This is a genomic window from Flammeovirga sp. MY04, assembly GCF_001682195.2.
GTDB lineage: Bacteria > Bacteroidota > Bacteroidia > Cytophagales > Flammeovirgaceae > Flammeovirga > Flammeovirga yaeyamensis.
In genome coordinates, this window is record NZ_CP003560.2 from 2702970 (window position 1) to 2726290 (window position 23321).

Here is a 23321-nt window from a genome sequence, read left to right on the forward strand (position 1 = left end):
ATCACATAAATGCAGTGGAAATGAATATTAAATCTCGATGTATGTAATACCATACATAATAAGCATCGAGTGGGTTAATTGATTTTAGTCTGAGTATGTATAACTACGTTTTCGATTGTATAAGCTTGTTTGTTACCCGGAGGAATAATCTTTATCGATTTATGTTCTACTTCCCCTTTTAATGTTTTTATTTTTAATCGTACCGGCTTTCCATATTCTGGTGGAATAGGAATACGTATCGGTAACTTATTTCCTTTAATGGTATATTCTCCAATTTGAGCACCCTCCATTGAGGTGGTAACCACAGCATTTTTACTTGCCGACACGAAGTTTAATTCAGCTTCCCAAGTATTTACATAGAAGCCAGGATCAACAAATGTGATTTCATATTCTATCCAATGGTACTGATCGTCATCCTCGTCTTTTGATGTTGCAAAACCTTTTTCATTCTGGTATAGATAATCCCAATTTCTTGATCGGTTCTCGTTGTTTGCATCAAAATAGCCACTCTTTTCTCCTACCTTTATAGATGGAATTGTACCGGCTTTCACCTTTACTGTATGACGAGCTAAAATATTCTCACTCGAATTTCCTAAAAGGATTTCATAAGCTCCTTCATCTACTTTAAACTGATTGTCTACACTATCGTAATGAGCAAATGCTTCATAAGGTACTTGAAGTTGGATACTTGTTTTCTGTCCTTTAGCTACATGCACTTTCTTGAATCCCTTTAAAGCTTTTTTGGGTGACTGCTGTGTAGGGTTTAACGATTTGATGTACAATTGTACCACTTCATCTCCATCCATATCTCCTATATTCGATACGTTGGCAGTCACTATCACATCTTGTTGAGGGTTAACTTTCTTTGCATTCACTTTCATCTTCTCAATATCAAATGATGTGTAGCTTAAGCCAAAGCCAAACGGATATAAAGGTGTGCCATCATAATACATGTAAGTTCTTCCTGTCTGAATATTGTAGTCATGGAAATCGGGTAACTCATCATCCGAAGAATACCAAGTTGAATTTAGTTTTCCTCCCGGATTTACCTTTCCGAACAATACATTGGCTAAAGCTGTACCTTGTTCCTGACCATTTGGCCATGTGCAAATAATTCCAGGGATGTTCTCTTGTTCCCAAGCAATAGCTGTTGGGCCACTTGGTACCAAAACCAATATCACATTCTTGTTGACCGCCTGAACTGCTTGAATTAATTTATGTTGATTTCCAGGTAATTTTAATGATGCTCTATCCACATTTTCAGTTGAGGTAGTTTCATCATTCCCGACCACCAAAATTACTTTCTCTGACTTTTTGGCCATTTCTACCGCCTCTGCGATTTTCTGATCGTCCTCTTCCGTTGCAGTTACTCCACAACCTTCTGCAAAGTTTATTTCTGCTGATGTGGCTTTCCTTAAACCATCCAATGGACTCACTTTACTTTTTGGGAAACCTGAATAAATTCCCATCCAACAACGGTTGGCAAATGGCCCTATAACTGCTAAGCTTTTCTCATTATTTGATAATGGAAGAATATCATCATTCTTTAAAAGTACGATGGCTTCTTCGGCTGCTTTTAGTGCTAGAGCCTTGTGTGTGTCACATTCTAACACCTCTTCTGGTATTTTAGAATACGGATTTAGAGAAGGGTCATCAAAATCTCCTGTTCTAAAACGAAGTTTCAATAACCTTCTAACAGATACATTGAGTTCTTCTTCGGTCAATAAACCTTGATCGATAGCAGGTTTTAAAGCATAGACCATCGGCGCCTGTTTTTTATTATTTCGATAACATTCTTGATCGACACCCGCCTTGATTGCCATCGCAGCAGCTTCCGGTTGACTTTTGGCGTAATGCATTCTTGTTTCCAAACCTTCAACGGCAGTCCAATCGGCTATAACATATCCTTCAAAGCCCCACTCTTTACGCAAAACATCGTTTACAGCCCAGTTATGAGCAGAACATGGAATTCCATTCAAGCCATTTAAAGCCGTCATAATTCCAGTTGCTTCCTCATCGACAATACAAGTTTTGTAAGCAGGGAAATAATATTCGTATAAATCTTTCTTATTGATATTCGAGAAAATCTTCTCTCTGTATTTATCGACATTATTGGCTACATAGTGTTTTACAGTCGTTACCGTCTTGACATATTTCGGGTCGTTGCCTTGCATACCTCTTACATACATTCTTGCCATTTCTGACATCAAGAAAGGATCTTCACTATAGCATTCACCGTTTCGTCCCCACCTAGGGTCGCGTGCCATATTTACTGTAGGCGAGAACATCATCACCTCTTTTTCCCCTTTATTCTTTAGTGCCCTTGCTTCGTTGGAAATCGCAGTAGCAACATCAAACATTAAGTCGGGATTCCAAGTACTTCCCATAGCAATGTTCTGAGGAAACTGTGTACAATTCCATGCAATAATACCGTGCAATGCTTCACCATACCATTCAAAATAAGGAACGCCTAATCGATCAATCCCTGGAATCCTAGATCCACAATAATTGATCTTTTCTTCCAAAGTCATCTTTGATAATAAGTCGTCTACACGATCTTCGATATCCGCATTCGGATCTTTCCATGTTTGAGCATTTAAGCCATACCCAAATACAAGAAAGAATAAGAGCAGTTGATTGAATTTATTTTTCATACTTTATTGTTATTGACTTCAGTTTTGATGTTTCCGAAACTAGATGTAGAAAGTCTACTATCGGGGTGCATCAAGTAGTTGATATGATACGAAGGTGAGTAAATTCTGGAAGGATTGGTAGTAATTGAGGTATTCAAAAATTATACAATGGATAGTTTTTAAATTGATGGATAAAGAAAAATATTTAAAACTATTCGAGAACACAACTACACTTAAATAAATGAATTACAATTGATTAAACAAAAATCAATTAAAATATAAAGGGAGAAAAATTTCAATTCATGAGGGGTAAATTAATTATGCTTTCATTTAAAAAATTTAGTCAATCAATCAATAATCAAGATAGAAGATTAGTATTAGTTTATGACTGATTATTTAAAAAAAAGTTCGAAGTGATACATAAAATTATCACATCGAACTTAAGCGTATTCCTCTCAATTTATCTATGCTAAAAGTACTATTGAACTATACTACTTCCTTTGGTCCAAATTCTAGTATTCAGATTTAATTCTTTAATAATTACCTGATTGAAGTGTAAGAGTGTATAGATCTTATTTACAGCCTCAAAATCGTAAACTGATTTATAAATTGGAGGTTCAAAAAGATCTTCTTCGAACGAAATTGCACAGTGTACTCTAGAGTCCACAAAAGAAAAATCGATTGGCTTATGATAATAATTGAATAAATTTATGAATGCCTCCATAATTGTAGGTGTCAGTATATATCTTGCCTCCACCTGATCTGAAGAGGTCACTAAAAACCTTTTTGAAAAATCTAGATTCTCTAGTTCTACTTTTGGTAAATCTAAAGAGTTTACAAGGTTTCTTGAAAATCGAACGCTTCTTACATATGTCTTGCCCGAAAAATGTTTATTAAAATCAGCATGAAAAAATAAACCTTTAAATATTGTATACCATCTAGTTTTTCTATCTTTCCCTGTACCTCTAACTTCTTTATATTCTGTATGTAATTCAGAACATTTAAAGTCAGTATCTTCGATTTGTCCAATAATCAAGTCATCACCTCTGTATGAGTCTACTCCTTTTTTAAAAAGTCCACTTTTTTCGTATTGAACACTTGAAATCATTCCTTCAGCCGAGTAAGTCCAAGTATCATCTATGAGATGAGTAACTGATTTAACTATTTTCGATTTATATGAAGTACGATAACTTTTTATTTTAAATTTTAATATAAACTTAAGAATTCCTGAAACAGCATAGCTGATAAAAATGGTATAAAAAAGATATGTAGGATCTTTAAAGTATTGCTTAATTGATGGTGGTATATCAATAAAATTAACAGCAAACACCATTAACATAAAAAGTATTCCTATCCCTCCGAAGATTAGTACTCCTATTTGAAAAGGTAATAACTTCTTTCTTTCAATTTCTAAAGCATGTAATTCGGGTTTCAGCTTTTCTTCGTAAAAACGTTTTAATTCACCTTGAGTAATCATAATAATTAGTTTAAAAAAAATTTGATAAATGATTTTACAATCAATCGTAAAGATTCTAGTTTTTAAAGTAAAGGGTTGAACTTATAAGGTAACTTAGCCTCTTAAAATAGATTTTTAATTTGTACATTTTCTCTTTCAACACTTGAGATTTCAAATACAGATTTTCTTTCATATCCTTGCGAATTAGCTATAATACTATTTGGAAATACCTCAATGCTTGTGTTGTACTTTGTAACTGCACTATTGTAAGTTCTCCTAGCTGCAGAAATTTGAGCCTCTACTTCGTTTAAACTTCTCTGAAGTAACTCCATGTTTTTGCTTGCTTTTAGCTCAGGATAGTTCTCAACACTTACCATAATAGATTTCATTGCTGAAGACATTTGAGCATCTAAATCCATTTTTTCTTCTGCTGAAACATTACCTGACATAGCCTTTGCTCTCATTGAAGTAAGGTTCGTTAATACCTCTTTTTCATGAGCCATATACTGTTTTACAGTTTCTACCATATTAGGAATTAAATCGTATCGTTTTTTCAATTGAACATCGATTCCTCCAAAAGCATTTTCTACTTGATTTCTAATTGAAATCAATGAATTGTTGACTGAAATAAAGTAAAAAATAATAATCAGTATTATTCCGGAAAAAATAATCGCCAGTACCATAAAAAATTAATTAGTCAGTTTTAAAAAAATTTATGCTGCGAATTTATTATGGACTAAAAAAGCAATATTAGATTCTTTGTTAAATCTTTAAAAGATCCTACTTTTATTTTATATAAACTTCATAAAGTACTATTTATTTAGACTTGTATTACGTTTTGTAATGATAATAATTTTCAGATCTGACTCTCATAGTTTTATTAGCTTCTAGAAAATAACCCCAACAATGTTTGCTTTGGTTTTGCCTTCACCATAAAAGCTATAGCAAATGAATAGACCGCTATTGTTTCGAACCAAAAAACATAATTGGGTAATAGAGGCTTAAGCGATTCTACAGATTCGAAAAGAGCAATAAGGACGACAGAAATACCGATAACTATCCCGCAACTTTTATAAATAAGGACATACTTTCCTGCTTTGGTAAATTTAAAATAACTCATAACCCCAAGCATCATGATAAACATGGCAGAAGTAAAAAAGTGAATGTTATTGACAGTTGCATCCTTCATAGAACCGAATAAGTAGTTATCATTTGGATAACCATAAAAGGATACTAAATCAATTACTTTATCTGAATAGGCAGGAAAAAGAATCAAAGCAATGGCACTTATTCCAGCGATAGAAGTAATTACGTTATCACTAAACCATTCCTTTTCTGTTTTCTCATATCCTTTGTAGGCGATTAAAACAATCCCCAAAGAAGTCACCATACTTATTAAAAAAACAGCCGAAGAGGTATAATAAAAATGACTAATTGATGGCATCAGCTTAAAGTCATTACCGATATATAACAGGATAGGTAAAAGTAGTCCGAAACCTCCTAAGAGCAACCTAATTTTTCTCATTTCAATTTTTGGTTCTTCTACACGAGGGGCGGCATAATTAGCGTTTAAGTTTTTCATAGGTAAATAGTTTATTAATTGAAGTAGTTACCTAAAAATAAACAGTTTACACTTTAAATTCAAGATATGAGATAACTTACACTCCCTGAAGTAAAATAGACATAATAGAGGGGGTAAAAAAAGTTGAATTAAAAAAATTCCATTATGCTATTTTCAAAAAAAATATATTGAGTATTTCAATTATAACATGGCTCTAACTTGTATGAAAAAATACTCTTATCTATTAATCTTCTTTCTACTTTTCATTTCTTGTAATACTGAATTTGAACCAAATGTAAAAAAGTATATCAAAAAAATTGATCGCTCAAAAAGTGAAAACAGTAACAAATATTTTTCTCAGAATATTAATTACGATACCACCTCTACTTTATCTTCAATTCATTTTGAATATTATGACATTACTAATTATTCAATCAAAAAGCTTGATCTAATCCATGATATTAAATTAGATCAAAACAACAATCTAAAGGGATATATTATTGACTACGATTTTTTGGGTGACCTTAATTCATCTTTAGTAGTGAATATAGTATCTGACGAAAATAAGGTAATCAGCTATGAAAATATTGATTTTGATACAGTCGATAGTAGATTTAAATATCTCTATAATGAGGATAGAAACAGACCCTATGCAAAGAAAATAATAGATAAAGATGGGTTAATTTATCAAATAGATTTATTCGAGTGGAATGAAGGTAACCTGACAAAGGTATCTAAATACTTTACAAACGGTGCTGATGTTCCTGTTGAAGAATTGAAAAACTATACACCCGATTCTCAAATTCAAATACATTATGATCGAAACCCCAATCCTGAGCTACATATGAATGGAATAATTGTCCCAAGAGGTTTTCAAAATATCAACATTTTTAATAATCGTAATAACCCTATAGAAATTAGATACATTAAAGGTCAATCAACAAGAATTATCAAAAGAACTTTCACCTATGATGAAGATGGTTATCCATTAACTGCTTTCACCAAAGAGGTTGATAGTATGCTGTCTAACTATGGAAGTAATTTATATTTCGATAGATATTATTATCTGGAGAATGAATAGCTTTTTATTTGGGCTTTACTACTCTCTTTCAATAAAAAAAAACGACCAATATTTAATATCTAAATATTGGTCGAATATGTTTATGCTTAGGTAAATGAAGATTACATCTCCTCCAATTGCATTTCCTTTTTCAACAGAAACTTCTCAACTACTTCAGCAACACCGTCATCATTATTTGATGCTACGATTACATCTGCTTTATGTCTAAGTTCTGGAGTAACATTATCTACCCAAACACCCAAACCAGCATATTCCACCATAGAAAGGTCGTTCCCAGCATTTCCTACTGCAATTATTTGCTCTTGTTTTATTCCTGTAATTTCAGATAACCTTGCAAGAGTAGCTGCTTTATCTATTCCTGTTTGGGTGACTTCTAAGAAGAACGGTTTAGAGAACGATATACTTAATTCTGGAAAAGCTTCCTCCAATAAAGGTTTCACTTCTTGCAATTTCGATGGCTCTTCTAACATGATACACTTAACACCATCAAAGTCTACAGCTTTTTTGAAATCTGCTACTTGATCAAAATGCATTTTAGTGATATCAATTTCTACTTGAATATATTTAGAATGAGATTCGCTATAGATGCTATCAGAAGAATAGGTAATTATATCTACGCCATTATGAGAAGCAAAATCATATAAATCATGAATATTTTTAACCGATAAGCTTTGAGAATAGACTACACTTTCATCAGCCATATCGATAAGTGTTCCACCGTTATATGATATAATATAAGACCCGTATCTATCTAATTCCAATTCTCTTGCAAACGAAAGCATAGCAGGAGTTGGACGACCGGAAGCCAATACTACCATCACTCCTTCATCTTGAGCTTTAAGCAGCATTTCTTTATTTTTTTCAGAGATAATATGATCGTCAGTTAATAAAGTATCGTCCATATCAAGGACTAACATTTTATAGCCTAAGTTCATCTTTTATTTAGTTAATTTGAAACACACTAATTATTTAGGGATGCATAGATACTATATAATTATTAGAACTGATGTTAATGGATTCTAAAGTTCGTTATTAATATTTACTTCTGTTTTGGAAAATGATAGTAAAAATATCTGTTTGTAGTGTTTGATAAAATAATTGATAATTATAAAAAACACTTATCTTATCTGTTCGTAGTGTTAAGCGGCAGCGTCACTACTAACATTGTATTTTCTTCCAAAATCAGAAAATCACATAGCCTTTTTTCCTAGCTTCAAAGCATAGATATACCCATTGGAATCACCAAAATAGACAATCCCGTGATCAACAACAGGAGTGGATAAAATGGACCCTAAATTTAGAATTTTCTTTTCTGAACCTTCTAGGTCTTGGCCATATAATTCAAAATCACTTTTGAAGTGCTCTTTTTTATTAAACACAGAATGATAGTTATCTCGACTCCCATATGTCTGAAAGATTTCCTTAAGCTTCCCTTTCGCAGAATCTATTTGATATAACTTTCCATTAAAGCATCCAAAATAGATATTATTATTGTAATGAATGGCTGAACCATAAACTCTCATATTTATGGGATATGAAGAGGTTTCACTTCCATCTATAGCAGAAAGGCTGCAAAACCTATGAGAATCTGATGTACCTACATAGATCTTATTATCAATTACTAAAGGAGTAGCAATAACCCAGCTTCCTTTCTCTTTCATATTCCAAACACCCCGTCCAGTCTCTATATTTAAGGAATAGATATTATAATCACGGCTACCAAAAATGACAGTATTCTTATAAAGTGTAGCTCCTTTTTGGATTCCACCTTGAGGAAAATAAGCATCACCTACAGTCTTAAATTTCCAAATTAAACTTCCATTATCTGCATTGATTGAATAGAAATATCCGTCAAAACTTCCTATAAAAACATTGTCTCCATGTACTAAAGGAGTAGCGTGAACAATCCCATCTGTTTTAAATTTCCAAATGATTTTTCCATCATTAGGATTCAGAGAATAGACATACCCATCACCACTTCCAATAAATAACTTTTCACTACCAATTATTGGAGATGAAAGATAATAATCCCACATATCTTTACGGTTTTCTCCTTCTGTTTTAAAGGTCCATTTAAGTTCTGCATTTTCTTTATTGATAGCATAAATATTCCCATCAGAACTGTTAAAGATTACAGTGTTTTGATACAGTAAAGGGCGGGATTTAATTTCTCCCTGCGTTTTAAATTTTGATTTTAATTGTCCGCTTACTTTATCCAAGACATATAGACAAGAGTCGTTACTTCCTATGTAAATATTACTGTTATCTACAACAGGAGACGAATACACTCCTCCATTGGTTTTAAAATCCCAAACCAATGCATTTTGTCCATAAAGTGAAGATGATAAGAGTGTAAGTAGTAGTAGTTTTAAAATTTTGATCATTTGATAATTATATATTACTGAAGTATTAATTAAAAGTCTTGCTAATTGTGTTGTTGTTGCAATTTAGTTGGATGGATGGGTAATGCAATTATAATTAATGAATAAAGAGATTTTGATTATATCTATAACTGTTTTTAATGTTAAGCCGACATACGGAACTAAGAACCTGAAAATCTTATAAGTCTGTGACTTATTACCAATGTTATAATAAAGGTAATAAGTCACAGACTAATACTAAAATGAGTTTGTATTGACGCTAACACTTAACACTACAAACAGTATTTTATATGATTTCGACACATTACAAACAGGTACCTTAATTCCACACCTCACCCTCTTGTTTCACTTTCTCATAATCCATTTCTTTTCTCAAATCAGGATCAACCAACTTTAATCGATTTTCTTCAAAAAAGTAATGGTATTTTTTCTCTTCTTTCTTGCCTTCCTCTTTGATGTAAAGAAGTACATTATCAAAATCGAAATGCCAATATCCTTTCTGAGGTTCTTTATTTTCATCAATAATAAATACTACATTATCCGGTAGAAATTGAATGAAATCTTGATTATTATCTACTTGTCTCCACTTCCCATAAAAAGGTTTTTCCATCATCTTTAATGTAAACTGATTATCAATTGTAGAAGGTCTTGTTTCAAGCTTTATTTCTTTTCCTATTTCCTTTTTTGCTAAAGATAAAAACTCCCCAATTAAAGCACATTCGAAAATCATTTCATTTTCTCCCTCCTTATTTTCTGTTAATATCAATTGCTTTTTTCTCTGATTAAACGACCAAAAAGCAGTTTTCTCTGGATGGCCTTGAAGGTAAAAAGTTTGGTCTTCGTTAAAAACAAACCCATCTTTTTCCATTCCATAAATAAACCAATTACCAACAATGTCGTTTTTGGTCATTTTCTTTTTATCATCTGCATAAATGATATTTCGAGTTTCCACTTTAATCAATAACCCTACTTCAGAATAATAATACTTCCTTACCCAATTCCCTTTTTTATCGTATTCGAAAGCATAATAGGTGATACTCAATTTATCGTTTTTGAAAACTTCTTCTTCGATGATATTTCCAAACCTATCTCGTTGATAAGTAGTTTTTTCAAGTAACTTACCCGAAGACGATTTCTTCACTTCTTTGACAGGAAAACCTTCTAAATTTTCATATTCAATAGTAGAAACAACATTTCTGTTGTGATCCATATTCGTCATTTTAATCAAGTCCTCTCCTTCAAATGTTCTAAGTTGAATGTCTTTAATTTCTCCATTAAAATCATAATAATTGGATTCTTCGTTTTGTTGATCAATTAACTTATAAACAAAAATTGAATTCAATTTACCTTGTACAAAAATAGAGTCTGATATCACATTACCAGTATCATCGAAAGTACTTTTGTAACACCAATATACCTCTCCATGATGATCTAGATATTCTGCATTTGTAAGTATATTTTGATCATTATAATTAAAAATATCTGATGATGGATCGTTTTTGTATTCAATAGCAAACACACCTTTTTTATAATTTACATCGTACTTTTTTTGAATTATCTGATCGACACTCCCTTTAATAAATTTGTTCTTTTTTGAGATTTGAGCAAAAGATGAAAAGCATGAGATACTCCATAATAAAATGAGTATATTAAAAAATTTAGTCATGTTAGATTTTGTCATAAAATTAGATTTCGGGCAAATATACATGTTAACTTGAAAAAAGGTATAATTAATAATTACAATACATAGAATTACGATGTATTGTTATTTTATGTATATTTAAACTATGTATTCAAAAGAACTACTCAAAGGCACTCTCTCTGCTATTATTCTTAACCTGTTAGCAGAAAATGAAAAAATGTATGGATATGAAATTTCTCAAAGAGTGAAAGAAATGTCCGACGGAAAGATTTTACTAAAGGATGGGTCACTTTACCCTGCCTTACAAAGGATGACTAAAGATGGTCTGCTATCTTTCAAAGAAGAGAATTATGGAAAAAGAATCAGGAAGTACTACTATCTGACTCCAAAAGGGAAAACGGAAAAAGTAAGATACCTTGATGAACTCAAAGATTTTCTATCCACATTAAATAAACTTGTATTCCAGGATCCTAAATTCGAAATCTCATGAAATTAAGCAATGAACAAGAAAAAATAATAGAGGACTTTGTGGATTCCCAAGGATTAAAAATTCAAACGCTCAGAGACGATATTATAGATCACCTCTGTTGTGTTGTTGAAAGTGGATTAAGGAAAGATAAACCTTTTGATCAATTGTTAGAAGAAGCCGTCAACGACTTGGCTCCTGATGGATTGATTGAAATCCAACACAAAACAGTTTTTTTACTCAACTCAAAACGAATTATTCTTATGAAAAAGCTTATGTATTTAATCGGTCTAATTGGTGCTGTTTCTTTAACAGGTGGAGTAACGTTTAAAATCCTTCATATGCCCTATGGGAATGAATTCTTCATGATCGGTTTTCTAACCCTTCTTTTACTATTTGTCCCACTTTATACTATAGACAAATTCAAGGTGAATTTATCAAAATCTATCTCAGTAAGACTAAAATTTATCTTGGGTTTAGTGGCTGCTGTATCCACAGGATTATCTGGTTTATTTAAAATGATGCATTTACAAGGTGCTCCAATGTTATTGCTTTTTGGTGCCTTTGTCTTTGCTTTTGGTTTCCTGCCTTTTTTCTTTTTCAATATGTATAAAAGTTCTGTGCCTGAGGTAGCAGAATAGTATTTGATACAATGATTTACAGATCATCTTTTGATGTGTAAATCATTTTATTTGAACTTTCATCCCACTTCCCTTCTCTAATCTTCTGTCCGTCTTCTGTATATGTAGAATGATAAATTAGTTTATTGTTTTTATAAATTCTATAAAGCTTTAATTGGCCTGAAGGATACCACTGTTTACAATCCCCATTCTTTTTCCCTTTTAAATAAGTAATTTGAGAATCAATGGATTTTGGGTAATCATAATAGTAGGTTTCTTTACCTTCTACTAATCCATTTTCAAGTGATTTTACACCATATATTTTTCCATTAGTGTCCTCAGAATATTCTATATACTTCCCTTCTAGTTGGCCATTTTTATATTCACAAACTACATTCTTGAAACCATTTTCGTAAAAAGATTGGAACTTCCCATCGATCCGCCCATCTATATAAAAACATTGGGTTTTTAACTTTCCATTCTCATAATATTCTGTGTACTCACCTACTCTTTTTTGATCCTCATAACGTACCTTTTCTTGCAACTGACCATTCTCGAAATACGTCAGTTCATCCCCCATTCTTTTCCCTTCTTTGTAGGTTCTTTCTACAAACAATTGTTTATTCTTAGTGTAATAGAAATACCTCCCATCTTTTAAATCATTGTGGTATTCTATCTTCTCCTTGATATTACCATTATCATAGTATTTCAAATATTCACCTTCCAATTTGCCGTTCTTAAAATGAGACACTTCTTCTTTTATCCCATCTTCGAAATAGAAATAACATACCTCTTCTGGAAGACCATTTACATAAAACTTATGAAACATTAATGTGCCATCATCATAATATCTCTTATGGTCTCCTGACAGTTTTCCATGCTCATATGTTTTTTCTGAAATGACAATTCCCTTATCCGTAAACTTTTTAAAAACACCATGCTTCACCCCTTTATCATAATGTTCTATTCGATACACTAAATGATTGGTCTTCACTGATTTGAAATAATACGTCCACTTACCGTGTTTCTTACCATTCAAAAGGTGGCCTTCTGATTTTTTTAATTTTCCACTGGTATAGTTTACCTCCTCCTCCAAACTACCTTGATGTACTTGAGCAGTAATTATATGAGGGATAACCACTAAAAAAAAGAGTAGGTATATAATAATCTGAAAACGCATATTAAAATGTTTGTGGGAAATTGATAATTGAAATTATGGTTTTCGGTGGAATAAAAAAAGTCCGTAGAGGAGTTAATACTTTACTCTACGAACTTAATTATTATTTACCTTAAATATCAATTATTTTACTCTGATCAAACCTCTTTGATCTTCAGAAGAAGAAATCAATTTCCAACCTGTTGCTTCTTTAGTATCGTCTTTAGAGGCATAGATTTTCCAACGATATATTGCTCCAGATTCTAAAGCAGAAATAGTAGCATTACCATCAGAATTAAATTGAATGGACGTTTGTGCTTTAGGAATTATAATATTTTTTGTCACTTGATCTCCCTCTCCAGAGAAACCTCCCCAAATAATATTTCCGTTTACATCAGATACTTCGATAACATAATCGTTAGTACTAGAGTATGCTGTCCAAGAGAATGTTGGAGTAGTTGATTCCACTTCTACAGGAATTGTGTTTTCTATAGGATTGGTTGGTTCATTTAAAATGACAGCTCCAGTTACACTAAAGTTTTGAGTCACCGCATTATTATTGATAGTTGCTGTAGGAATACCATTTTTAATGATCCAATCTGGATCAACTACATAAGTATCATTAGCATAAGTAGCCCTCACCTCAAATGTTCCATTAGGCACATTAGATATGGTATACAAGGCATTTTCAGAATTGGTGAAACAACCTGGAATAACCTCTCCTGTAATGAGATGATTCAATGTCACATCAATTTCTCCATTGTTTGTCGCTAAAAATGTTATCGCCCCATTTACTTCTCCAGATTCTGTTGCTGATAAATTTATATCTGCTCCTACTGTAGCAGTGTCAACAGTTACAGATACATTTATAGCATTTGAATTGAAACCTGATTTCCAAGCATTTACCGCATAATTTCCAGCAGGAACATTGTGGATAATAAAATCCCCATCTCCATCAGAATACCCAGAATAAGCAGTTTGATTAACAGTAGCAACAACCAAAGCTCCCGAAACTGATTGCTCTTGTGAGGTTACTTTTCCTTGAATCCAACCAAATGAACCATTTTCTATTGCTTCCAATTGATAAGTCACCGATGTTTCTACACCATTGTCTACTTGAGATGCAATTGGAGTAACTCCATCGCGTGGATTTTCATAATAGCCTTGCTTGGAGATTCTCACGTAATAAGTTCCTCCTGATAAGTCGAATTTAAAATAACCTTCTGAATTGGTTAGGGCATCTGCTACAGGAGTGTTATTAGTAGCTTCAAAAGCAATAACTTTTGCATTTTCTAATGCCTGATTGGATTGATTGGTTACTATACCTGATAAGGCTCCTGTAGTTGGGGCCGGATCATCTTTTTTACAAGATAAAATGATAGAAAAGATGAAAAGTGGCAGTACAAATTTTAATAATTTCATGATCGTTTTTTTATTTTGATAAATACAAATCAAATATTTAGCCAAAAAAAAACACTCAATTAAATGAGTGTTTTTCATGGATTTTTAGTCCACTTTCTTTCCTTTTTTTATTTTTTCTTCCAAATCTTTTATTTGGGCATCTGCTTTATCAAGCTTTTCCTTTTTCTCTTTATATTCTTTATCTGAAACTCTTCCTGCTTTTTTATCATTCTCAAGTTTATCTTTCTTTCCTTTTACTTTCTCTTTAGCTTCCTTCACCTTCTTCTCATTTTCAGAAATGGTATCATCAAGCTCTTTTTTCTTTTCCTTAGATTTTGCCTCAGCTGATCTTTGTTGTCCAAATTCTTTTCCTTCTAGATCAACTTTATTTTTCCCGTAGGCATTCCCTTTTCCATTATTGGACTTTTCTTTTTTCATTTCGGCACCTTTACCATTATTGCCTTTTTCTTCCTTCATTTCCTGTCCTTTTCCCTTCTTAGCGTTTTCTGCTTTTTTAGCTTGCCCTTTTCCTTTTTTATCATCGTCATCATCGTCATCGTTGTCGTCGTCGTCGTCATGATGTTTTGACTTCTCTTTTTGTTCTTTTTTCCCTTTTCCTTTTGCTTGGTCAGATTTACCCTGTGCGTTTACATCTTCCACATAAAAGATCAATGAAAGAATGAATAATAGTCCTAATATCTTTTTCATAGTCGTTAGTCTAAATCGTTTAAAATTTCATCTAATTTTTGAGAAGATTCTTGAATCTCCTCAATAGAATTTTCAATAGCTACTGTATCTAAAGTAACATTTGTTTCTGTTTTTACTTCTGCTGTAGAAGTACTTTCACTTTTAGAAGAGGCACCTCCACAACTCATCAATAGTGATAAAAAAAGTGCTGAGATTATCAATAAACTGTTTTTCATAGTACTTAAAAATAGTGAATAATAAATGTGAATATAAAAAGATTATTCTGGTATAAAAATTCCTACTCTGTTCTTCAGTTTTAAACCTATAGTCTTCACTAAGAACAGTAAAGAGCATTTTGGACTCTATATAGGAAAAAAACACCAATCAAAGTAGCTATACTTCGATTGGTGAATTGATGAATATAAAGTATGAAAATTATTTTTTTATGAATACTGATCGATAAACTTGATCCTCATCAACTACTTTGATGATAAATACTCCTTGGACCAAATTTGATACATCAATGCTACTCTTCTTCTCTTCAACTTTTAATAACTGCCCTTTTAAATCATACAATTCTACTTTATCAAAAATAGTATATAGGTTGAGCATACTACTTGCTGGATTAGGATAGAATTGTAGTTTTAGTTCTTCTTCAAGATTCCCTACATTTATTCTTGCATTAGAAGTCGTACAGCTTATATCATTATCAATTGGTGAATAAGTTAAGCCTCCTGTTAGATTATCTATACAAAAATCAATAGCTAATGATCCTTTTGCGGCTCCTGAAGTGACAAAAGTGACTTCTCCATTACTGTCTGTTATTCCTGAAACGGATTCATTAAATGTACCTGAAAATGTTCCAAACACTGTTGCTCCACTGACTACATTTTCATTATTATCATGAATAACCACTGTAGCTGTACCACTATTATTTCCTCTTTCTGCAGATACAGTACCTACTATTACTGATTGAACATGCATAGAAACAGGGTCTCCACTAGAACCTTCTGATACTGAAACTTGAGAAGTTGAACTGTTACTTGCACCATCGTTGTCAGTAACTGTTAGGGTAACAGAATAGGTTCCTGCTCCTGAGTAAGTATGACTTACTGTTGCTCCACTACCTCCATTGCCATCTCCAAAATCCCATTGCCAACTTGTTATTGTACCATCACTATCTGTACTTGATGAGCCGTCAAAGTCTACATTCAAATTGGAAACAGATGTGGTAAATGAAGCTGTTGGGTTTTGATTACTTTCTCCACCTTCTGCTTGATAATTATCAAAGTTGTCCCAATAATACGTATCGCCTGTTAGCGAATTAGAATTAAATAAAATAATTATGTTGGCAACATCTGAATCAGGAGTTGAAGGATCAGGAGCATCTAAGTAATCAAAAACTACTCTTTCCCACTCCCCATTCTTCGTAATGGTACCTTCATACCTACTATGTCTACCCGACGGGTAATTAGAAGGCGTGGCTTCACTGCTTTCCAATTGTATGATTACTTTTGTTCCAGCTGGAGCGGCTGTATTCACATCCATATAAAACTTATTTTGCTTTGTTTTAAATAGACCGGCATCTGGTATAGCAGACGTACTGTAAGCAATTACATCATATTGATCCTCAATATTTCTAGTGTATTCTGCCACAACAGCAGATGAGTTTACGGCATCTGGAGATGGGTTCGAAACTTCATTAAAAGTACCAGAAGATGAAGTAACAGCAATAACTGCAGGGGCATCAAAGTTTTCAAAAGTAGAACTATAGACATAGTTTGGTTCTACAAGTACATCAATCTTATAAGTATTTGTAATACATGAATTTGATACATTACAAGTAATATCACCTCCGCTTGAACCAAAGTTTACTGATACTGTATTTGTCCCTTGTCCACTCACAATAGTAGCACCACTCGGCACAGACCAATCAAATGAACTCCCAGTACCTGGATTGTTGATTGTGTAAACTTGTTCTTGTGCTTGATAACGTACCTCTCTGCTACCTGAAATAGAAGGTTTAAAACCATTATCATACACTCTTACATAATCTACTTCCATTTGTGTAGGTATAGGAGTTGTTTCATCAGGACTTCCTGGCCAAGATCCACCTACTGCAACATTTAGTAAAAAGTGCATTTGATTACCACTATCAAACGGCCAATTTTCAGGAGCAATATCAGCATCTGTTTTCACAGAGTATAAAATATCATCCATATACCAGCGTATTTCACCTGGCTCCCATTCTACTGCAAAAACATGGAAGTCATCCTTATATGTTGCACCATTATAAAGATAGTGCGAGGCACCTGTATTTGAATTATCAGGCCAAGGTTGCCCATAATGAATTGTACCATGGGCTACTTCAGGGTGTTGACCAATCAACTCCATGATATCAATTTCCCCACTTTGAGGCCAAGCGCCATAAGGCTCATTGGTAGAAAGCATCCAGAATGCAGGCCATAAACCCTGCCCTTCCATAAGTTTTATCCTTGCCTCATAACGACCAAAAGTAAAGTCTGCAAGACCTTTTGTTCTTAGACGTGCAGAAGTATATTTATACTTCCTTACGCTTTCATTTTTGACAATGATTTTTAGTGTTCCATCACTTACCACTGCATTTTCAGATTTGTAGTATTGGAGTTCATTGTTTCCCCAACCACAAATACCGTAATCACAGCCGTCACCAATCATAGGTTCCCACTTGTTAAGATCTAGAGTATTACCGTCAAATTCATCAGACCAGACTAAAGTTGGACATTGTGCTAGTGTGGTGATGAAGGGTGTTAGTAAACAAAGCAAAAAAAGTAAAAAATGTTTCATTAGTACTTTAATAGTTAGATTAATAATTCATTTCACTTCTCATTTTAGAGAAAACTGAACAAGTTATTCAGTAGTGTCAAATCTACACATTAAAGTAAGCAAGAATCAAAAAAACAGGTACTATAAAGTTACTTGTTACAGTACCACTTTTCTACCATTTTTCTTTAAAAATCCTCATAAAAGCATCAAAATCAATAATTAAATAAAAATTCATTTAGCGATGTATCCTTATCTAACTCCAGCTTTTTCCTTAATCTTAACCTCGCAGCTTCCACCCCTCGAATAGTGATATTCAATAAATCCATGATCTCTTTATTGGATAAATTGAGTCGTAAGTAAGAACAGAACTTTAAATCTTTAGTGGTTAACTTTGGGTAATCATTTTGTAGCCTATGTAAAAAGTTTTGATTATTCTTATCGAAGAAATATTGGAAATCTTCCCATTCATCTTGTTCTTTTTCTTCCGATTTAATATCGCCAAGTACACTTTTAATTGTTCTTACATTTTTAGGGGTAGTTGAAGGAATTATTTTCTCAAGTTTATTTTGAATACCTTTCAGAATTTCTCTTTTTCTAGAATTACTTAATAGTATAGAAGACAACTTTTTATTGAGCTGTTCTTGTTCTTCTTTCATTAAATGATTTTCTTTTTTAATTTTTTCTTGTTCTAATTGATGACACTCTCTTCTGTGTCTTCTAATAATTTCTAACTGTGCTTTTCGCTTTTGTTGAAACAAAACTAGTTTTATAAGGATATAGTTTAGATATATAAAAGCAATTGATATCAGACAGTAAAATAACACAGCTTTTTGACTAAGGTACCAAGGCTTATCTACCTGAAAACGATATGAAGCAGTTTTACCTTCCTCTCCAAAAATATTCTTTGATTTTACATTGAAAACATATATTCCGTAAGATAAATTATTGAATTGAATATGGTCTCTATCATTCCACTCCGACCATTCATTATTTAAACCTTCAAGTTGATAAGAATATAAATTAGGCTGACTTTGTGTGTAGAAAGGACTACTCACATTAAAGAAAATATGGTTATCATTGGAAGACAAATGTGAAACATTTTCTGCTTGAGCCTCCCCTAACTTTACTTTAGTAATAATGGTATGAAAAGGTTGTTTATTGAATGTATTGTCTATGATATTATAATGCACAAGACCATTTTTAGTACCGAAAAATATTTGTTCGTTATAGGTGAAAATATCCTCGAAACCAGGTGTAAAAACTCCTTTTAGGAAATTAAATTTCTTTTCCTCTTTGATAAATTGACCATCCGATTTAAAAGTAAGCATACCCACTTTTTCTGCTCCTACTTGTCCAATAATATACCAAATACAATTATTTTGATGATCTTCTTTTAGAAAACGGATATGATGATTTTCTCCAAAGATTTTCATGAATTTTTGATCCTTTTCAAACTCATCTAAAGACGGATTATACGTATAAACACCTTTCGTAGTACCAACTAGAAGATGTCCTTTGATTTTGAATATATTAGAAAACAACTTGGAAGGTAATCCATTTAATTCATCATAATGTATACTCTCTTCTACCTTCTTATAATCTTCGGAAAAATTCAGTTTAAAAATACCTTTGTAGGGGTGTGTCATCCAAATTTCACCTTTATCATATACCAATGATTTACAGGAAATATCAATCCCCTCGACTTTCTTACTTTTCCAAATACCTTCTTTTAAAGTATGCACAAAAATACCATGGTAACCACCTGATAAAACAGTATCTCTATTCACTCTCAAAAAGGTCCAACTACCTTCATTGCTTAATTGTTTAGTCGTGCGATCATTCTTTATATATACACCTTCATGCCCTGCTATCCATAACGTTCCATCCATCTCTTTCAGATTCCAAACACTTCCTTTGATATCAGTATTCTTAAAAGATAAAGGATTTAAAATTGGATGATAATAGTTTTTCCACTCAACAGTTTTTAAACCATTATTTGAAGCTATATACAGTTGTCCATTAAAAAGTATAGTTTTACTCACTTCTACATTAAGAGCATTTACTTCACTAATTATTGAAAATGATGAATTTATATCAATCAATTCAATACTCTTATTAGTAGTGACCCATAAGTTATTATCCTGATCTAAAAATGTAGAAAGTATTGTATTATCTTCTAAGCCTGAGTTGGTGTTAATATGCTGGATTAATCTAAAATTTTCATCGATGATATAAACACCATTTTGTAAGGTACCAAGTATGTAATAATTATTAAATGTTTTGGTGATACATGTAATTTGATTCTCTTCCGTATTTAATATTTGATTATTCTTAATAGGATATACTTTACTTTCATTATTCATCAACATTAAACCTTCCTTCTTGGTATAGATTAGGAGTTCATTTTGTTTAAAACTTTGAATTGCCAATACTTGATCTGTAAGAAAGTTTTTAGAAACAGATAGAGACTTTAGCTCATTATCGTTGATTACAGCTAATCCCATTTCAGAGTCATCTACATACAATTTATTACCAACTTGAAAGGCATTTCTAAATACTCCTTTAGGTTTGATTACACTGATTTTTGAATAATCGTATTGAAAAATACATTGATATGAAAAGAAATACATCTTATTGGATATTCGGAATATCTTCCAAACGTCACCAAAGTTCTTTTCAGTGGTTAGATGAAGTAGAGAATGAAAATCATAATCGCCATTATTTTTTCTCTCCAAATACCCAAACTCGTTGAAACATCCCGCGAAGATTGTCCCTTGATTGTTACTATTCAAAGAACGTACTGTGGACTTATTATCAGGGGCGGCCACAATCCTCCAATTTGTTCCATCGTAACATAATATACCATACAAGTTGGAGAAAAACATTTGTCCAAGAGAATCTTGTACAATATCCCAATTCTTATTATCCGCCTTAAAATCCTCTGCAAGAAAGGTTTGTATATAAGGTACCCCAATATTTTTTATTTGAGCTTCTGCATTAAGAATAAAAATTAGATGGAATAATAACGTAAAATTTCGTAAGTAATTCATTTCAAAAGTAACTAAGCAGTTAGTAAAGTGTTATTTATTGCTGGTAACTGAAATATAATGATTTTTGGTAAATATTTACTCAGTAGAGTTTATCAAAAAATTGGAATCATGATTCTAAAAGAGTTTTAGAAAATACTCTTTTTGTTGAGACAAAACTTTTAAAGAAGGATTGTAAATAGTCGTCCATCATTGTTATTAGTATTCAGCTAAAAGGTACTGTAGGTATGCAGTTAAGTCAAAAAAAAAACCGAGATTTCATTTGTTTTACATCACAAATAAAATCTCAGTTTTTAAATTTTCAATAACAAACAACACGTTAATAGATTGATGTTCTCTTGTCAATTGAAAATCTATTTTCTTGATTGGTTTTATTGAACAACTTGTACTTCAATAACCCCTAAATCTTGTTGTTCTCCAGTTGTTACAACTACATCAGTTACATCTTGTATCGATAAGCTGTCTGTTACATCAAAACCAACTGTATAAGATCCAGCAGGAACGCCTTGTAAAAGGAAAGTACCTTCATCGTTTGTATAAGATGAGAATAATGTATCAGTTCCTTGAATAGCAAAAGCTACCACTTGTTCACTTGTATCTACTTGTCCTTTAATGGCACCTGATGTAGCATCTGTTAAGACTCTGATTACAGGTTTTAATGAATAACTTCCATTACCTTGTTGAACAATTGATTTAGCTGCATCCCAATCTAGTTTCACTTCATAAGCCACACCTTCTACTAGATCTGCATGAATGTTTAATTTCAAGCCAGATTGTTGTGCACTTGGAGTTGACAGTTCAAATTTCTCCCCATCATTTATAAGGAAATTATTATCACCTAGAATAAGGCGAATTTGAGATACTCTACCAGCAGGTAGTTCTTCAGAAGCCAGTAAAGTGTCAACACCGGCAGACAATTCTAGCAAATCGATTTGAGCAGGTGTGAAACTACCTACCGATTGCCATCCATTACCATTTTCTTCAGCAAGGTTGATTTCGATATCTTGAACATCAACGACCACAGATTCATAATCTGCAGGAGCATCAGTTAAAGAAATTCTTAAAGTTGATTTACCGTCAGATGAATCACATGCGATAGTCCCAAAAATTAACGGTAATGCAGTACAAATTGTTGTTAAAATTCTTTTCATTGTTCTATGAATAATCGTTAAATATACGTTAACTAAACATTTCTAGTCAATTACGGTGCCAATATAAATATTCAAAGATGAAAGCAACTTTATCTAATAAAAAGCACCTATATAGTGGTTTGCTAAAATTTACAGAGAAATTATAAATCTGTGAATATGATCTAAATAAAACAACACTAATTACAGACCTAACGCCCCAATACTTTATTGTATTTCCTTTTAAATGTTTGTTATGTTAATGAAGAATATATAAATTTAGATGTATGATGAACAAGTGTTCTTATCTGATTTAAAAGCTGAACCAATACAACTTCAGTAAAGATATATTGATTTTTTTATCTCTATTCTAAGTATTCTGCCAAATTTATCTATCGTTGAAGACTATGTCTTATCTTATGATCATTAAACGAGTAATAGTAATAAGCAATAAATCTTAGAAATGAATAGAGAATACAGCAACACTATTTTTTAATTTTAACTGGTATAACTAAAATGAAATCATTATTAATTAGCTTTCTCGTTCTAACATCTATCAATTCTTTATTATTTGCTCAGAATAATAATGACTTCTATAAGGGCACTATTTTTAAAACTGATGGGAGTAAAATTAATGCGAAAATCCAAGTTCCAGAAAGGGGTGAACAGAAAAAGGTATCTTTTTATGAAGGAGATGTTAAAAAGGAAATATCTTCAGAAGAAGTAAAATCCATAGAGGTTATATCCACTAATGGTCTCACATACTATTTTGATAGAGTGAATAGTATTCAGAACCTAAAAAAACAAAAAATCAGCAAAGACAAGTATTTACTTTTGGCTATTGTAAAATCTGAAAAGGGAAGTGCTTACATAACACCTAGTAAATATGTAACTACTAAAGATGGAAATATTGCTACAGAATATGTTTATCCTCAAGGAGCAGATATACCAACTTTTAATTATTATCTTAGAAAAAAAGGAGAACAAAATGCCTCTTTTTTAGGAATGACAACATCTGGTAATAACTTAATGGGCATAAACGGAGTTTTAAAGAAACAAGCTAAATACCTTTTAAAAGATAACGAAGAACTTTTAAGTAAGATACTAAACGGTGAACTTAAACATAGTGATTTACCACTAATTGTATCTACTTATCTTGAAGCAGAATAAAGTTTTTTATCAATAAATTAAATCTCTATTTTTAAGGGTATCAAAATAACTCATCCGAAACATAAGCAACTAACTTACAACACATTAC

18 protein-coding genes are annotated in these 23321 nt (G+C 32.2%); 4 read left to right on the plus strand and 14 right to left on the minus strand.

Annotation, left to right across the window (positions count from 1 at the left end; genetic code table 11):
* Window positions 1-74: 74 nt before the first annotated feature.
* The 4 genes from MY04_RS10925 to MY04_RS10940 form a co-directional block, all read right to left on the minus strand.
* A complete protein-coding gene (locus tag MY04_RS10925) occupies window positions 75-2654 on the minus strand; it encodes a glycoside hydrolase family 3 C-terminal domain-containing protein (RefSeq protein ID WP_066209614.1) in 2580 nt (859 codons plus the stop codon).
* A gap of 457 nt (window positions 2655-3111) precedes the next feature.
* Window positions 3112-4110, minus strand: a complete 999-nt coding sequence (locus MY04_RS10930) for a DUF3137 domain-containing protein (RefSeq protein WP_066209616.1) — start codon at window positions 4108-4110, stop codon at window positions 3112-3114.
* A 101-nt stretch (window positions 4111-4211) separates the two neighbouring features.
* Window positions 4212-4700, minus strand: a complete 489-nt coding sequence (locus MY04_RS10935) for a LemA family protein (RefSeq protein ID WP_236941068.1) — start codon at window positions 4698-4700, stop codon at window positions 4212-4214.
* A 269-nt stretch (window positions 4701-4969) separates the two neighbouring features.
* Entirely contained in the window at window positions 4970-5671 is a 702-nt protein-coding gene (locus MY04_RS10940; RefSeq protein ID WP_066209619.1) for a hypothetical protein, read from the minus strand.
* A 202-nt stretch (window positions 5672-5873) separates the two neighbouring features.
* Between MY04_RS10940 and MY04_RS10945 the strand changes: the two genes are divergently transcribed.
* On the plus strand, window positions 5874-6731 hold the full coding sequence (locus MY04_RS10945; protein WP_158297659.1) for a hypothetical protein: 858 nt from the start codon (window positions 5874-5876) through the stop codon (window positions 6729-6731).
* Between the two features lie 101 nt (window positions 6732-6832).
* Here MY04_RS10945 and MY04_RS10950 read toward each other — a convergent pair whose 3' ends face one another.
* The 3 genes from MY04_RS10950 to MY04_RS10960 form a co-directional block, all read right to left on the minus strand.
* Window positions 6833-7666 carry a Cof-type HAD-IIB family hydrolase gene (locus MY04_RS10950; protein ID WP_066209624.1) on the minus strand — a complete coding sequence of 278 codons (834 nt, stop codon included), beginning with the start codon at window positions 7664-7666 and terminating at the stop codon, window positions 6833-6835.
* A gap of 255 nt (window positions 7667-7921) precedes the next feature.
* Window positions 7922-9115, minus strand: a complete 1194-nt coding sequence (locus tag MY04_RS10955; protein ID WP_066209625.1) for an outer membrane protein assembly factor BamB family protein — start codon at window positions 9113-9115, stop codon at window positions 7922-7924.
* A gap of 316 nt (window positions 9116-9431) precedes the next feature.
* Entirely contained in the window at window positions 9432-10778 is a 1347-nt protein-coding gene (locus tag MY04_RS10960) for a hypothetical protein (protein WP_158297660.1), read from the minus strand.
* A gap of 121 nt (window positions 10779-10899) precedes the next feature.
* Between MY04_RS10960 and MY04_RS10965 the strand changes: the two genes are divergently transcribed.
* Both MY04_RS10965 and MY04_RS10970 read left to right on the plus strand, forming a co-directional pair.
* Window positions 10900-11244, plus strand: coding sequence for a PadR family transcriptional regulator (locus MY04_RS10965; RefSeq protein ID WP_066209630.1), 345 nt, complete (start codon window positions 10900-10902; stop codon window positions 11242-11244).
* Entirely contained in the window at window positions 11241-11861 is a 621-nt protein-coding gene (locus tag MY04_RS10970; protein ID WP_066209633.1) for a hypothetical protein, read from the plus strand. Before MY04_RS10965 ends, MY04_RS10970 begins: the two co-directional genes overlap by 4 nt.
* A 16-nt stretch (window positions 11862-11877) precedes the next feature.
* Here the strand turns inward: MY04_RS10970 and MY04_RS10975 are convergent, their stop codons facing one another.
* From MY04_RS10975 to MY04_RS11005, 7 genes are all read right to left on the minus strand, one after another.
* The gene (locus tag MY04_RS10975; protein ID WP_066209634.1) at window positions 11878-13020 is read right to left on the minus strand and encodes a toxin-antitoxin system YwqK family antitoxin; all 1143 of its coding nucleotides are present in this window, start codon (window positions 13018-13020) and stop codon (window positions 11878-11880) included.
* Window positions 13021-13140: 120 nt separating this feature from the next.
* Entirely contained in the window at window positions 13141-14418 is a 1278-nt protein-coding gene (locus MY04_RS10980) for a carboxypeptidase-like regulatory domain-containing protein (RefSeq protein WP_066213215.1), read from the minus strand.
* A gap of 84 nt (window positions 14419-14502) precedes the next feature.
* A complete protein-coding gene (locus MY04_RS10985; RefSeq protein WP_066209635.1) occupies window positions 14503-15105 on the minus strand; it encodes a hypothetical protein in 603 nt (200 codons plus the stop codon).
* Between the two features lie 5 nt (window positions 15106-15110).
* Window positions 15111-15320, minus strand: a complete 210-nt coding sequence (locus MY04_RS10990; protein ID WP_066209638.1) for a hypothetical protein — start codon at window positions 15318-15320, stop codon at window positions 15111-15113.
* Between the two features lie 199 nt (window positions 15321-15519).
* Window positions 15520-17910, minus strand: coding sequence for a family 16 glycosylhydrolase (locus tag MY04_RS10995; RefSeq protein WP_066209640.1), 2391 nt, complete (start codon window positions 17908-17910; stop codon window positions 15520-15522).
* A gap of 191 nt (window positions 17911-18101) precedes the next feature.
* Entirely contained in the window at window positions 18102-20939 is a 2838-nt protein-coding gene (locus tag MY04_RS11000; protein WP_066209642.1) for a triple tyrosine motif-containing protein, read from the minus strand.
* 368 nt (window positions 20940-21307) lie between these two features.
* Complete coding sequence (locus MY04_RS11005) at window positions 21308-22087, minus strand: DUF4382 domain-containing protein (protein WP_066209644.1); 780 nt, start codon at window positions 22085-22087, stop codon at window positions 21308-21310.
* Window positions 22088-22579: 492 nt separating this feature from the next.
* Here MY04_RS11005 and MY04_RS11010 point away from each other — a divergent pair, with 492 nt between their 5' ends.
* Window positions 22580-23233, plus strand: a complete 654-nt coding sequence (locus MY04_RS11010; protein WP_066209646.1) for a hypothetical protein — start codon at window positions 22580-22582, stop codon at window positions 23231-23233.
* Window positions 23234-23321: the final 88 nt, after the last annotated feature.